Origin of the sequence: Clostridium sp. YIM B02551, from assembly GCF_022324735.1 — a bacterium.
Lineage (GTDB): Bacteria > Bacillota > Clostridia > Clostridiales > Clostridiaceae > Clostridium_T > Clostridium_T paridis.
This window is the reverse complement of the sequence record NZ_JAKGTF010000010.1, coordinates 144828-159054: the sequence shown is the minus strand read 5'-3', so window position 1 is coordinate 159054 and position 14227 is coordinate 144828. Positions and strand designations below refer to the sequence as shown.

Here is a 14227-nt window from a genome sequence, read left to right as displayed (position 1 = left end):
ATGCTCTTTTCATTAGGATTATTATTTTATAGTAGTGTTATTTGCTTTTTTTATTGCCCATTCAACAGCTTCTCTACTACTTCCAAATTCCTCATTTGTATTGCTAACATATGAATACCCCTCTTTGTTATCTACAGCTTCAATGAACAATTCCTTTACTCCATCAGTGATAGTTATCTCACCTTTTGTTTCAAGGGTATCTATTAGGTTGTTAGCCATTATATTGTCTTTTTCCATGTGGCAACTCCTTTCCATAGTTATAAAGTTATAATTCTACAAATCCTATAATTTATAACTTCTTTTTAATTTTAGGTGGAAAAGATAAGTTTAATATAAAGCTGAGTTAGAATTATAAAACATTAGAGATATTTCACATACTGGGTTAAAAGTATTATAATGGTAGTAATGAAAAGGATATAAAAATAAGGAGAGTAATTATGAAAGCTATGATTAATAAAAAAACAATTGTAGTAACAGCCCTAGTTTTATCATTACTTTTTGTTGGATGTTCAAAGACAGCTGATAAGTCAGATTCTGCTTCTAACGAGAACAATAAGAATAGTACTAGTACAACTTCGGAAGATTCTAATGCAGGTAAAAGTACAACAGAAAATAATAATAATAATAAATCAAGTCAGACAGCTACACAAAAGGCATCAGCATCTGATCAAGAAATACAAGATATAACTAAAAAGGTTAAGGATTATATTAACGGTGATCAAGGAAATAAGCCAGAATATCAAAAAATGCACTGGAGTAAGGCTTTTTTAAATAAGGTTGATTTCGGAACTTTATATAAGAATTATCTAAATAATGGAGGCAAGAAGGGCGATGTAGAAAGCTTTGCAGCATATGTAACACTAAATGCACCTATTCAAAATGATTGGCAAGAGATGTTTAAAAAAGATTTATATGATACCTATGGAGAAAAAGTTGTTAGAATAGAGAAGTTACAAGGTGATGGTGACGTTTATCAAGCGTATATAATGAAAGATGGAAAAGAAGTACCGTATGTTGGTGTAAACGCAAGGACTGGATACTTTCACGGATAAGTAATAAACAAGAAGGAAAATGCACTCTAATAAGTGAATACATTTTCCTTCTTGTTTATTATATTTATAAGTCATATTCAAAAATATTTATTTCACTACTATTTTCATATAGTTCACGCACCCAGGTGCACCAGCGAAGACCGTTTTCTGCATCTGAGATAGCCTTTTTAAGAGTGATATATCTGCCAAACCCGGTAGTGTTTGTAGTTAATAACTTACCACTGTAAAATTCTCTAAGATGTTCAATACGTTCTGTGCAGTATTTGATTCTACTTCTATACATATCCTCTCTTTCGGTAAGAAGTTTATCGATTCCGGATGAATCTAAAACATGCATACAATATACCTTAAAGAAAAACTCATCTTTAGTAACTGGCGCGTCAGTAGGAGATTTGAGCCATAATTCTACAGCATTAAGGCCTTTTTCTGTAAGTGAATATATTTTTTTATCTGGCTTATCTGATTGTCTAATTAATGAAAAGGTCACGTAACCTTCTTGCTCAAGTTTCCCGAGCAGTGGATAGATTCTACTATGAGTAGTGTGCCAAAAAATATTAGCCCGGTTAGTTAAATCATATCCAGAAAGAGATTCATTGATTAATAAGCCTAAAAGACCATATGATAAGGTATTCATAAGATATCCCTCCATTATGTACACATTGACATATAGGTAAAAAATTAATATTATATATTATTATATGTACAAATTGACATATAAGCAATAGATGTTTCATTGGAGGACTTAATGAAAATTATTCAAAAAAATACTAAATCAAATGGGTCAATGTTATCAGGAATCTTTCTTGCAGCTTTTTTAGCAACTTTAGGAACAAGTGCAGTTAATATTGCGCTTACAGCCTTTATGCAGGATTTTAATACAGATTTAAATACAGCTAAGTGGACATTAACTGGTTTCATGTTAGCTATGGGTACAGTTGCTCCACTTACAGGTTATTTAGGTCAAAAGTTTAGTAATAAGAAAGTTTATTTATACGCTATTATTGGATATACTATAGCATCTGCCTTTTGCGCATTTGCATGGGGGAGTACATCACTTATTGCTTTTAGAATTTTACAAGGATGTTTTAGTGGTCTTATTGCACCTACTGCAATGACTATAATTTATCAAAGCATACCAAAGGAAAAGCAAGCTTTTGCAGTAAGCTTATGGAGCTTGGCAGCTTATCTTGCTCCAGCTTTTGGGCCGACACTAAGTGGGTGGTTAATTGAAACCTTTAGCTGGAGAGCTATATTTGTTATAAATATTCCTATAGGGATTATTTCTGCAATAATGATTAAGTTTTTTGTACCATATTATAAGATGGATAAAGCTAAAAGGTTTGATGCTATTGGTTTTGCAACAAGTATTTTCTCAAGCTTAATGCTTTTAATAGCCTTCAGCGAAAGCTCTACATGGGGATGGAGTTCCCCTAAGACAATTTCACTTATGTTAATAGGTATGGTAATTTTGGCAGTGTTTATATGGAGAGAGCTACACTTTAAGTTTCCTATACTTAATATTAGAGTGTTTAAGTATACAAGATATACAATGAGTGTTATTGTAAGTTGTATAATAACAATAGCACTTTATGCAGGATCATTACTAACACCTTTATTTCTTCAAAATGTACAGCATGAAACAGCATTACAAGCAGGACTTATTTTGCTTCCGGCTTCGTTAGTTATGGCGTTAATAATGCCTTTAGTAGGTAAATTATATAATTATGTTGGACCACGTATACTAATATTCACAGGAATTTCCTTGATTGCTTTAGGTTCGTGGGAAATGGCACATTTAACGATGAATACAGCTTCTTCATATATAGTATTTTGGATGATAGTAAGAAATATAGGGATTTCATTATCTACAATGCCATCAACAAATTCAGGTATGTCAGCAGTGCCTCGTGAGGTGAGTGGTGATGCATCTTCTGTTAACAATTGGATAAGGCAAGGGTTGGCATCTTTATCTATAGGAATATTTACTTCATTACTTACAGTAAGAACGGCTTTTCATGCGAAGAGTATTGCTGTATTAAATCCAGGCGATAAATTGTTACAACTTAAGTCCTTTACATTGGCAGTAAATGATATTTATAAAATATCTACAGTTATAATTTTGATAGCCATTCCTATAAGTTTCTATTTAAAAAAGGAAAGCGAGTCTAAAGTTATTATTGAAGATATAGAAGAAAGTGTAGCGTAATATGATATGAAAACAAAAGCTCTTACCTAGAAAGTTGGTAAGAGCTTTTTACTTTATAGAATTTTTTAAGTTTTAAAATAAAAAAACACTTGTTAGATAACAAATGTTTTGCTATTGACGTAACAAAATTAAAGTGCTACACTAGATATAGTGCCACTTTTTTGAGTTGAATATAACTCCCTAACTATATTATACAACTCAAAAAAAGCAATGTCAATAGATTTGATAATAAATTTTTTAAATTATTTTTTAAGGGGGCAATATTATGAACAGAAATGATTTTGAATGGAATCTTGAAGATCAATGGCTACAAAAAGTACTTAATGAGGCTCAGAAGCAATTAAGAGAAAACAATGATTTTAAAGAGAAATTTAGAAAGGAAGCTATTGAAACACAAAGGCAACTATGGCAAGATGTAGGTTCAATTTCGATTTCAAATGGATTAGAACAAGTTGTAGAATTTATGGAGTTCATTGGAACAATGAAGAAACAGAAGAGAACTCATGAGTTTACTAAAAAGATTCAAGAAAAATATGAGAGAATGATTTTATCGCCTTATTTCGGAAGAATTGACTTTGCCGAAATAGGAGAAGAAAAAGCTGAAAAATATTATATTGGAGTTTCAAATCTTATTAATGATGACTATGATTTCCTAGTATACGATTGGAGAGCTCCTATTTCTAGTATATTTTATGATTATGAAATCGGAAAAGCAAAATATGAATGTCCTGAAGGAACTGTAAATGGTGAACTTAAACTAAAGAGACAGTATAAGATTAATAACGGTAAAATCGAGTATATGTTCGATAGCAATCTGACAATAGATGATGAGATACTTCAAGGTATGCTGAGTAAAAATACTGATAGTAAGATGAAGACTATAGTAACAACTATTCAAAGAGAACAAAATAAAGTCATACGTAATGAAGAGTACAAAAATTTGATAGTTCAGGGGCCAGCAGGAAGCGGAAAAACATCTGTTGCACTTCATAGAATTGCCTATTTACTTTATAAACATAGAGATAGAATTACTCCACAAAATATAATAATATTCTCACCTAATGAAATTTTTAATGACTATATATCTAATGTATTGCCTGACCTTGGAGAAGATAATATGTGCCAAACAACATTTAAAGAATATATGCATAATGTCTTAGGAAATGGCTTTAAGAAGGAAGATTACTGCGAAATGATGGAATATATCTTGGGGGCAAAGAAGGAAGCAGGCTATGAAGAAAGAATCACCAACATAAAATATAAATCTTCATTAGAATTTGTGGATACTTTAAAGCAATATGCAGACTATATTGATAAAATGGATAGAAATTTTAAAGATATCATTTGGGGTGATAGGTTAATAATTTCTTCGGAGGAATTACAAGAATTATTTTTTAAAGATTATATTAAGCTTCCACTAAAAAGGAGACTTCAAAAGATAAAAGAAAGAATCTTATTTCTAATAGAACCTTATGAGAAACAAAGAGTAGAAGAAGTGTCAAGTGAACTTAAAGACTCAGGTAACTATATAGATAAAATAGAAATTATGGAGCGTGGTTTAGCTATTGCTAAGAGTGAAACGAAGAGTTTATATGATGAAATAAATATGATGACAAGATTTGATTTAGCTGAAATTTATAAAGGCTTTTTTGATAGCCTAGGGACCTTCGCTAATAATTTAAATTCGCAATATGATAAGAAGAAAATAAAAGAGATTAAAAGATATTCTTTAGAAAATTTGAGAGCTGGAAAACTTAATTATGAAGATCAGACACCACTTTTATATTTAAAAGGCGTACTGGGAGATCTACCAAGAACCTCAGAAATCAAATATGTAATAATTGATGAGGCTCAGGACTACACTCCACTTCAATATGAAATTCTCTATCAGCTTTTTAATCATGCAAATATGACTATATTAGGTGATTTAAATCAGTCTATTAATCCATTTATGAATGTTGGAGATTATAATAATATTTCAAGAATATTTCCGAAAGATAACACTTGTATAATAAACCTAACTAAGAGTTATAGATCAACTATGGAAATTACCAAATTTGCAAGACGACTACTTAATAAGGAAATTGATGATGAATGTGTAGAAAGAAGTGGAGAAAAACCTTTAATCCTTGGGTTCACTAATGAAGCAAAGATAAGAGAAAAACTTCTTTATGATATAAAAACGTATAAGAATAAGGGATATAAATCCATTGGAATTATAACAAGGACGGCAAAAGAAGCAGAAGAGGTATACAGTTTTTTAAAAGATAAGATAAATGTGAAGGTTATATTGAAAGATGATGATGAATATGTAAGTGATACTCTCGTAATCCCAGCTTATCTTGCAAAAGGGTTAGAGTTTGACGCAGCACTTATTTATAATGCTGGAGATGAAAATTATAGTTCAGAAGAGGAAAGGTTGTTACTTTATACAGCATGCACTAGGGCTCTACATGTTTTATGCATTTACTATTCAGGTAAATGCACACCATTGCTAAATGAATCAGTTTAGGTTTAGGTATGTAAAATTATATTTAATTTAAGGAGGATATTATATGATTCCAGAAAATAAACTAATTGCTGTTAAAAATGCACTACAAGAAACCTTTGGAGTGAACGAATTCGAAGATATCGAGGAGATGACTGCAGGGCTATCATCTGCACTTGTTTTTAGAATTGTTGTTAAAGGCAAATCATATTTACTTCGCATAATAACCAGAGATGATGCAATGGGAGATCCAACTCATCAATTTACTTGTATGAAATCCGCCACTGATGCAGGTCTAGCACCAAATATAAAATACTTAAACGTACAAGACAGAATTTCTATAACAGATTTTGTAAAAATACAGCCATTTTCCTTAGATGAAGCAAAGACTTTTTTACCTGAGGTACTTAATAAGCTTCATTCTTTGTCACCATTTCCAAAGACAATAAACTATATTCACTCTATGGATGGCTTTGTTCAGAGATTTCAAGATGCAAAGATAATTTCTGAAAATATTACCAAAGAGATTTTTGAGCAGTATAAGCGAATTAAGAATGTTTATCCAAGTAATGATGATGATTTTGTTTCTTGTCATAATGATTTAAAGCCAGAAAATATTCTTTATGATGGAGAGAAAGCTTGGCTCGTAGATTGGGAAGCAGCTTTTTTAAATGATCGATACGTAGATTTAGCTGTTGTTGGAAATTTTGTGATAAGAAATGACCAAGATGAAATAGATTTTCTAAGTATTTATTTTGGGGAAGAAATGAATGAATACAGGCGTGCACGATTTTTTCTAATGAGTCAAATGATGCATATATTTTATTTTACTCTTTTTATGCAGATTGGATGTAAAGGAAGACCAATTGATATTAATACTAAGAGACAAGATTTCAGAGAAATTCATGACAATATATGGGGAGGAAAAATCAATTTAGCAGATGATGAAGCAAAATTGAAGTATGCTTTAGCACACATGGATCAATTTATGCTTGATGTAAAAACAAAAAGATTCGAAGAATCATTAAAAATTGTAGCTGATTATAATTAATTTACAGGTAATGAAGAGAAAGACACGGAAAAGAATAAAATTTTCCGTGTTTATTTATTGTATTAATTTGAACTTAAGCAAAAAAAAAGAAGAGCGTCAAATATATTTGACTACTATATCATTAAATGATATAGTATATTTAATGATATATCATTTAATGATATATGTAGAATAGGAAGGTGAATTTTATGCCGAGAAAAGATTCAATTGATATTGGTGAACTTACAGATTCAGCTTTTTATATTTTATCTAGTGTTATTGAAGAAAAACATGGGTACCTTATTATGAAGGAAATTGAGAAATTTACTAATAATGAAGTTGTTATCGGCCCAGCATCACTTTATACAACGCTTAAAAAGTTATTAGCAGCAGAATTAGTAGAGTTAAGTTTAGAAACAGATGAGAATAAAAAAGTATATAAAATAACAGATAAAGGACGAGATATGCTCATAAATGAAATTGAGCGTAAAAAACAAATGATTAAATTCGCTGAAAATTTTTTAATTAGTAAGGAGGATAATCATGAAAAGTAAATATGTAATAATTGAAGGGTTTGCGTTTAATGAAGAAGGAGATATGAAAAGATTAAGTAAATATGCAAGTCAAGGATGGATACTTGAAAGCATAGTAGGAGGATTTTTTTATAAACTAAAGAAAGATAGACCTCAAAATATTGTATATAGTTTAGACTATCAAAGGGAGGCAAATGAAGAGTATTTTGATATATTTAAAGAAGCTGGATGGAAACATGTTATTTCTTTAGGAAAACAAATGCATATTTTCTCAGCAGAAGCAGGAACTAAACCAATTTATAGCGACAGAGAAACACAGATTGATAAATATGAAGATATAAGATTTCGAACAGGAAAAGCATCACTTTATTCTTCTATAGTAGGAATTTTATTAATAGGATTATTAATTTTTTCTTTTATAGCTATGAGACCCATATTTTTGCCTATTCTATGCTTGCTATTTATTGATATAGTTATTTTTACTTTTAACTTTATGCCTTATGTAGCATATAACTCTAGAATTAAGCAAATAGAAAAGGATGGCGGGGATAAAAGTGAGGCAATTAATAATAAAGCATTATGGAAGTTATATATATTTATAGGTATTGCATTTTTAGCGCTAGGAATATTAGATCTTATTGATAAAAAATATCTTGGAGTACTTTCTGTAGCTGTAGGAATTTTATATATTTATATGAGTTTAAATCACTATAAGAAATATAAGAAATCTTAATAGCTATAAGCATATTAAAGTTTATTTAAGCAAAGATTAAGGAGCGTTTTAAACGCTCCTATTTATTAATTATAGATTTTTTTCGTAAGCTTCAACCATTTTTTTAACCATTTGTCCGCCTACTGAGCCAGCTTCTCTAGAAGTTAAATCTCCATTGTAACCTTGATTTAGAGTAACTCCTACTTCACTAGCAGATTCCATTTTGAATCTAGATAAACCTTCCTTTGCTTGTGGTACTAAGACTCTGTTACCTCTACTTGCCATAGTAAATTCCTCCTTCATAAGTTATTACTTAATAATTGTTTGCAATTATAGTTATATGTAGTTTATGATTTTTTACGCTATAAAAACAATGGGAAAGTTGCTATGTATGTCCAAGTGAGGTTAGTTTTCACATAAAATTATTTTTTTAAAAAGCCGACTCAGTAATAGACTGAAATCGGCTTTTTTTTATATTTATAATAGTAACTGTCCGCAAAAAACTTTATAAATTCTTATTCATAAAGAGCAATTTTTATAGAAGACAATCCTATATGCTAAAGAGTTATCGTTTTCCACCATAGGATCTATAGGTTCCATAAACTTCATTTGCATATTTATCAGCTTCTATTACACGTCCGTATGAATCTGTAGCACCTGGATACCAGTTAGGTCCTCCATTATAATGTAATAGACCATTATATACACTGCCAAATTGTACAATGTTTTCATTTAATATAAGAGCACCCAAGTATACTTGATCTTGGTAGCTGCCGTGATTATAAGCGTACCCATATTTTGCTTGGAACTTAGCTGCATAAGCATTTCGGGTATTTGGCTCTACTTGCATTAATCCATCACCAGAAGATGGACTTCCACCTAAGCCTGCTCCAAAATAGCTTTCTTTCTTCATTACAGCACATAATAATAGAGCAAAATCTCCATCATTAGTATACTTTTTATCAGCATTAATAGCGTATGTCCATATATCACTTGGAACTTCAGAAGGCTTATTTACTGAAGGATTAGATCCACCATTAACAGGGACTATATTCCACTTTTGAGCAGCAGTTCCGTTGTCAGTATAAATATCAACATTAGTGTAATCAGCATTTCCATCAGCATACACGTCTAGAGCTTTCCAGCTATTAGTGTTGATAAGTTTGTAAGAGCCATCACTATTTTGGATGATGTTCCACTTTTGAGCACCAGTATTATTATCGTCATAAATATCAACATTAGTATAATCAGCATTTCCAGCAGCGTAAACATCGAGGGCCTTATTACTATTTACGTTAATTAGTTTGTAAGTGCCATCACTGTTTTGTACAATTCTCCATTGTTGAGCGCCAGTACCGTTATCAGTATAAATATCAACATTAGTATAGTTTGTAGTTCCGGCAGCATAAACATCGAGAGCTTTTCCACTTCCAACATTAATAAGTTTATAAGTTTGTCCAGAAACAACAGCTGCTGATGTTTTTAATGGGTGGGCTACAATAATTGATGTCGCTAGCATTGATGCAAATACCAAAGCTTTTGTTAAAGATAGTTTTTTACTCATTTTTAACACATCCTTATATATTTTTTATAAATATGAGGTGTTTTGTATCACATTGCGAGTTTTATTTTTGAAATTTAAGCCATAAAGAATTTTTGCAGAATATTTTTATATAAGGACAGTTACTGTTATAAAGACTTGATTAACACTTATAGATTAAAATCGTAATTTTATAAAAAGAATTATAGTAGATTTAAGAGCGATAAATAAGATAAGAAATTAGTGTTTAATTTATTTTATACAAACCTCCCTTCTAGATAAAACCTTATTATAGTTTACATAATATTACTTATATACTAAATTATAACATATGGGAGATTGGTGTCAATTAGACTGATAAGTACATATTGCACTTATTTTTTATAATGCATTTTAATATTAGATAATATATATAAGAGTTAATAAAAAAATATTAGGCCCATACATTGCAATTAGTATGGGCCTTTAAGTTTACAATTCTTTTTTTATTGTTTTATAACTTTCTTTTATATCCTCATATTGTCTATTAGTGGGAATATGATTTGAAAATTTCACTTCATTGTAGTTATTAATTAATATATCGATCTCTCTAGAGTTGTCTATTGAACGCTTAGTACTATTACCAAGTTCTTTCGCAGTCATGAAGCTTTTATATATTCCTTTACTTTTAGTTAAAACTTCAAATTTTAAAAACAAATACAGCATTTTTCCCTTAAGATTTTTACCATAATTATATTTCACTCTTTTTCTAATTTTAGCTCCAGATATCTTTTCAGTTTCAATTTCAATAAAATTATCCATATCTCTTTTAGATACCTTTTTTGTATTATATAGTTTATAAACCATAAATAAAATGAAGATAATTACAGCAATTTCAACTACTATTTTTATTATAGGCGGGAAGTGGGCTATTTGGTCTATTTGTACTAAAGTACTATCAGAAGAATTATTATCAACCGTTACTTGCTCATGAACTTTATTAGAAGTCATGTTTTCTATTGCTTTAATAGCAAAAGAAAATACATGGGATAAAACATAGGCGAAAGCCAATAGAATATAGCTTATAGGTAACCATAATAAATTCATTATTGTTTTTAAAGTGCCTAAAACTAGCAAAAATACTTTATCTATAGTAAGGAGTACTGAAGTTATGGCTATAATTAAATTGCCATAAGTTGAATTTTTCATGTTATAAGAAAATGCTCGACTTTCCCTTTGTAGCAATATAGAAACTATGATAAAAATAATATATAGTCTAATATTTCTCCCTGAATCAAGTAAACCTAGAACAAATAAAAGACCGATACTATATTTAACTTTGCTCTCTATATTAAAAAAATCATAAGTTATTTCTTTGGTTTCATAAATTATATAGGATAAGAATGCTACAACTATAATATTATACAAAGAACCAGAACTTAAAAATAAAGAAATAACTGTAGGTATAGCTATGATTAAATATTTGCTGCTAAGTTTTTCTTTAATGAATTCGATACTAAAGGCTGAAACCAGTAGTATTATAAAAAGTTTTAAGTCATATTCCTGTCCCAATATTAGTCTTGTAATAAAACTCCAAACTATATCTATAAAAAGTGTAAGGCTAAGAGTATATAATATTTGTATTTTTCTAATTGAACTCATTAGCATTACCTCCAGTTAATATAATTTTTTCAATGCCATTTACTTCAGGTAAAGAAGCATTGGGGCTTATATCGATTATTTTAATATACATTCCAGCATTTTTAAGTTTGTTGAGCATATAAATGCTCTCATCATCCAAGAAACAAGAGATTACTGTATAAACAGCATTTTTTCTAAAGTGCATTAAGTTGCTAGAAAGAAATGAAGCAAAGTCTTCTCTAGGGGAGGCAGAGGACATCCTTCCACAAAGTTCTAAGATTTCATTAAAGGAATTTAAAAACGGTTCTACTTTATTTTTCAAGTCTTTTCTAAAACCCAAAATATGTGCATTTGTCCAGAAACCAGTTGGTATACCCATATTAATTGAACTATTAATTAATGAGATTGAAAGCTCAATACCATACTCAATAACATTTGAGTTAATTACACTAAAGTATGGTGCACCGCACTGGGTGTTTAGAATTATAATAAGTTCTCTATCAGATGAATAATCATATTCCTTAACCATTAGCTTATTGGCTTTTAAGCTTGAAGGCCAGTGAATATCCTTCATTCTATCCTCAACATTATATTCCCTAATGCCACGAGTAAAGATAGGATCTTTATAAATCCACCTCTTTATTATGTTATCGCCTTGGATATTATTGCTAACTAAGTTAAAGGAATCTATGCTTTTAATTCGTGGATATACAATGATTTCATTATAATCATCTATCTGAATTACTTCAGAACTAAAGCCAAACAAGTCGCCTAAAGATAATTTCATAGTTTTTAAAAGATAAACTCCTCTTTTTTCTCCTTTAAGCTTAAAGGTACTTTTAATTCTCTCATACCACTTTATAGATAAAAATAAGCTTACTTCATTTTTATGAAGTTCAGAGTTAAGCCCCCTTGGTATATCTTGCTTAAGATTAAGAAATGAAATTGGGAGCCATTTTTTATTTTCTATAGTTGTAGTTACAAAAATTTCTTCGCCTATTTGAACATTATTACTTTTTATGGTTCTCTTGACTTTAAGATTTCTAAAACCATTTCTCCGTGTAAATTCTCCCAAAGCTAATAGAATTATTATTAGAAAGGAGAATGCAAAATAACCTAACATAATGCACCTCTATATTTTTTCAAGTGGTGCATCAACAGATTTTAGAATTTCTTTAATAACTTCTTCAGATTTTTCAGATTGGGAACCTATTTGATTTTTAAGAACTAGTCTATGGCTAAGAATAGGTATAGCTAGCTTTTTCACATCTTCAGGAATTACATAATCTCTTAGATTAATACTTGCATATGCTTGGCAACCCTTCATTAAGTTTAAAGAAGCTCTAGGGGAGCAACCCAAAGAAACATTATTATTATTTCTAGTTTCACGAACAATAGTTAATATATAGTCTTTTATCTCTTTGCTTATGTGAACCTCTTTATAATGCTCTTGAACATATTTAATCTCGCTCTTTGTTACTACAGCTGAAAGTTCATCCAAGGGATCGTTAAACATAAATCTATCCATCATACTTTCTTCTTCAGAAAATTCAGGGTATCCCATTGAAAGTCTCATAAAAAACCTGTCCAATTGAGCCTCTGGTAATGGAAAGGTTCCAAATTGTTCTACTGGATTTTGAGTTGCCATTACAAAGAAAGGAGGTTCTAATTTTATAGTATTTCCTTCCACAGTAAGTTGTTTTTCTTCCATACATTCTAGTAAGGCAGCTTGAGTTCTTGGAGTTGCCCTGTTTATTTCATCAGCAAGGACAAATTCACTTAGAAGAGGACCTTTTCTAAATTCAAAGTCTCCTAATTTTTGATTGAAAAAATAAATTCCCGTTAAATCCGAAGGTAAAAGATCAGGAGTAAACTGAATTCTTTTAAAAGTACAGTCTAAGGTTTTAGCAAGAGATTTACTTAATTTTGTTTTACCTAGGCCAGGAACATCTTCCATTAGTACATGTCCATTACAAATAAAGGCACAAAGTACTTTGTCTATTATGTCTTCTTTACCGATAATAACTTTTGAGACATTTTGATAAACCTTGTCTCTAAATTCTTTAAACTTTACAACTTCCATTAAAATTCCCCCAATATAAATTAAATTTTAATTAATAATACTTTTTATTAGAGTGACTCAACATATGTATTAAATAACTACATATTTTTGAAGAGAGCATAAATTGATTTTCTTAATTTTAATATTTTTTCCACTATTTATCAATAGATGAAATTTATTTCTTCTTTCACAATATCTTTACTTAAGAATATGGCTACTAGTAGTATAAAGAGGAAGGAATAAAAAAGTATAGGGTAAACTGACATAAATATAGAATAAAGTATATTAATTATATGGTATAATTTTTATGATATTTTATGTTCTAAGATAGTTTATAGGGGTTCTTAAGGATAGAAGGTAATACTTATTCTATAAATAGGAACTTAATAAGCATAAAATCAGAAGTTTTAAAAGAAAAGGAGTTACTATTAATGATAATAAGAAAAGCTGAAATTAAGGATTTGGATGAACTTTTAGAGATATACAATTATGAAGTAAAGAATGGAGTAGCTACTTTGGATTTAGAGATGAAAACCTTGGAGGAATGGAAAGAATGGTTTTATGCGCATAATGTAGGAAATCATCCTTTATATGTTGCAGAAGTGGACAATTGTGTTGCCGGATATGCATCATTGTCGTCATATCGTGAGAAGGAAGCATTTAAGTCAACTGTAGAGCTTTCAATATATATAGGGGCAGATTATAGGAAAAGGGGAATTGCAGCTGCTCTTATGGAGTTTATTTTGGAGGAAGCTAAGAAAGATGAAAGGACACATACGGTAGTTTCTGTTATTACATCAGGAAATGAAGCTAGCCAAAAGTTACATGAAAAGTTTGGATTTGAATTTTGTGGAACGATTAAAGAAGTGGGAATGAAGTTTGGAGAGTATAGGGATATTGACAATTATAGACTTGGTGTGTAGAGTTAAGCCTAATACTATAAAGGGTATAATCATAATTCCTTATTTTTAGATGATTAAAAAT

At 30.0% G+C, this 14227-nt stretch carries 14 protein-coding genes; 7 read left to right on the top strand and 7 right to left on the bottom strand.

The features are described 5' to 3' along the window. Positions 1 to 21 precede the first annotated feature (21 nt). Positions 22 to 237, bottom strand: coding sequence for a hypothetical protein (locus L1S47_RS13475; RefSeq protein WP_238884053.1), 216 nt, complete (start codon positions 235 to 237; stop codon positions 22 to 24). Positions 238 to 437: 200 nt separating this feature from the next. On the opposite strand from L1S47_RS13475, the gene L1S47_RS13470 reads away from it, so the two are divergent. Continuing rightward, complete coding sequence (locus tag L1S47_RS13470) at positions 438 to 1052, top strand: hypothetical protein (protein ID WP_238884052.1); 615 nt, start codon at positions 438 to 440, stop codon at positions 1050 to 1052. Positions 1053 to 1116: 64 nt separating this feature from the next. Here L1S47_RS13470 and L1S47_RS13465 read toward each other — a convergent pair whose 3' ends face one another. Beyond that, positions 1117 to 1686, bottom strand: a complete 570-nt coding sequence (locus tag L1S47_RS13465) for a PadR family transcriptional regulator (RefSeq protein ID WP_238884051.1) — start codon at positions 1684 to 1686, stop codon at positions 1117 to 1119. Positions 1687 to 1797: 111 nt separating this feature from the next. Here L1S47_RS13465 and L1S47_RS13460 point away from each other — a divergent pair, with 111 nt between their 5' ends. From L1S47_RS13460 to L1S47_RS13440, 5 genes are all read left to right on the top strand, one after another. Next, entirely contained in the window at positions 1798 to 3258 is a 1461-nt protein-coding gene (locus tag L1S47_RS13460) for an MDR family MFS transporter (RefSeq protein WP_238884050.1), read from the top strand. Positions 3259 to 3523: 265 nt separating this feature from the next. Then, positions 3524 to 5770, top strand: a complete 2247-nt coding sequence (gene helD / locus L1S47_RS13455; RefSeq protein WP_238884049.1) for an RNA polymerase recycling motor HelD — start codon at positions 3524 to 3526, stop codon at positions 5768 to 5770. 43 nt (positions 5771 to 5813) lie between these two features. Beyond that, positions 5814 to 6797, top strand: coding sequence for a phosphotransferase family protein (locus L1S47_RS13450; RefSeq protein ID WP_238884048.1), 984 nt, complete (start codon positions 5814 to 5816; stop codon positions 6795 to 6797). Between the two features lie 188 nt (positions 6798 to 6985). Then, positions 6986 to 7330 (top strand): PadR family transcriptional regulator, encoded by a 345-nt coding sequence (locus tag L1S47_RS13445; protein ID WP_238884047.1) that lies wholly within the window; start codon positions 6986 to 6988, stop codon positions 7328 to 7330. Beyond that, positions 7320 to 8042: a DUF2812 domain-containing protein gene (locus tag L1S47_RS13440; RefSeq protein ID WP_238884046.1), complete on the top strand. Its 723-nt coding sequence runs from the start codon at positions 7320 to 7322 to the stop codon at positions 8040 to 8042. Before L1S47_RS13445 ends, L1S47_RS13440 begins: the two co-directional genes overlap by 11 nt. Positions 8043 to 8111: 69 nt before the next feature. On the opposite strand, the gene L1S47_RS13435 is transcribed toward L1S47_RS13440, so the two are convergent. The 5 genes from L1S47_RS13435 to L1S47_RS13415 all read right to left on the bottom strand — a co-directional run bounded on the left by L1S47_RS13435 (position 8112) and on the right by L1S47_RS13415 (position 13264). Beyond that, a complete protein-coding gene (locus tag L1S47_RS13435; RefSeq protein ID WP_202768933.1) occupies positions 8112 to 8306 on the bottom strand; it encodes an alpha/beta-type small acid-soluble spore protein in 195 nt (64 codons plus the stop codon). 280 nt (positions 8307 to 8586) lie between these two features. Then, entirely contained in the window at positions 8587 to 9585 is a 999-nt protein-coding gene (locus L1S47_RS13430) for an RICIN domain-containing protein (RefSeq protein WP_238884045.1), read from the bottom strand. A gap of 447 nt (positions 9586 to 10032) precedes the next feature. Then, the gene (locus L1S47_RS13425; RefSeq protein ID WP_238884044.1) at positions 10033 to 11202 is read right to left on the bottom strand and encodes a hypothetical protein; all 1170 of its coding nucleotides are present in this window, start codon (positions 11200 to 11202) and stop codon (positions 10033 to 10035) included. Further along, positions 11189 to 12304: a DUF58 domain-containing protein gene (locus L1S47_RS13420; protein WP_238884043.1), complete on the bottom strand. Its 1116-nt coding sequence runs from the start codon at positions 12302 to 12304 to the stop codon at positions 11189 to 11191. Before L1S47_RS13420 ends, L1S47_RS13425 begins: the two co-directional genes overlap by 14 nt. A gap of 9 nt (positions 12305 to 12313) precedes the next feature. After that, positions 12314 to 13264 carry a MoxR family ATPase gene (locus tag L1S47_RS13415; protein WP_238884042.1) on the bottom strand — a complete coding sequence of 317 codons (951 nt, stop codon included), beginning with the start codon at positions 13262 to 13264 and terminating at the stop codon, positions 12314 to 12316. A 410-nt stretch (positions 13265 to 13674) separates the two neighbouring features. Between L1S47_RS13415 and L1S47_RS13410 the strand changes: the two genes are divergently transcribed. Continuing rightward, positions 13675 to 14166, top strand: a complete 492-nt coding sequence (locus L1S47_RS13410; protein ID WP_238884041.1) for a GNAT family N-acetyltransferase — start codon at positions 13675 to 13677, stop codon at positions 14164 to 14166. The last annotated feature ends 61 nt before the right edge of the window (positions 14167 to 14227 follow it).

Bases quoted from the DNA above. Each gene is read 5' to 3' on its own strand.
- L1S47_RS13475 (WP_238884053.1), bottom strand. From the start codon at position 237: ATGGAAAAAGACAATATAATGGCTAACAACCTAATAGATACCCTTGAA.
- L1S47_RS13470 (WP_238884052.1), top strand. From the start codon at position 438: ATGAAAGCTATGATTAATAAAAAAACAATTGTAGTAACAGCCCTAGTT.
- L1S47_RS13465 (WP_238884051.1), bottom strand. From the start codon at position 1,686: ATGAATACCTTATCATATGGTCTTTTAGGCTTATTAATCAATGAATCT.
- L1S47_RS13460 (WP_238884050.1), top strand. From the start codon at position 1,798: ATGAAAATTATTCAAAAAAATACTAAATCAAATGGGTCAATGTTATCA.
- helD (WP_238884049.1), top strand. From the start codon at position 3,524: ATGAACAGAAATGATTTTGAATGGAATCTTGAAGATCAATGGCTACAA.
- L1S47_RS13450 (WP_238884048.1), top strand. From the start codon at position 5,814: ATGATTCCAGAAAATAAACTAATTGCTGTTAAAAATGCACTACAAGAA.
- L1S47_RS13445 (WP_238884047.1), top strand. From the start codon at position 6,986: ATGCCGAGAAAAGATTCAATTGATATTGGTGAACTTACAGATTCAGCT.
- L1S47_RS13440 (WP_238884046.1), top strand. From the start codon at position 7,320: ATGAAAAGTAAATATGTAATAATTGAAGGGTTTGCGTTTAATGAAGAA.
- L1S47_RS13435 (WP_202768933.1), bottom strand. From the start codon at position 8,306: ATGGCAAGTAGAGGTAACAGAGTCTTAGTACCACAAGCAAAGGAAGGT.
- L1S47_RS13430 (WP_238884045.1), bottom strand. From the start codon at position 9,585: ATGAGTAAAAAACTATCTTTAACAAAAGCTTTGGTATTTGCATCAATG.
- L1S47_RS13425 (WP_238884044.1), bottom strand. From the start codon at position 11,202: ATGAGTTCAATTAGAAAAATACAAATATTATATACTCTTAGCCTTACA.
- L1S47_RS13420 (WP_238884043.1), bottom strand. From the start codon at position 12,304: ATGTTAGGTTATTTTGCATTCTCCTTTCTAATAATAATTCTATTAGCT.
- L1S47_RS13415 (WP_238884042.1), bottom strand. From the start codon at position 13,264: ATGGAAGTTGTAAAGTTTAAAGAATTTAGAGACAAGGTTTATCAAAAT.
- L1S47_RS13410 (WP_238884041.1), top strand. From the start codon at position 13,675: ATGATAATAAGAAAAGCTGAAATTAAGGATTTGGATGAACTTTTAGAG.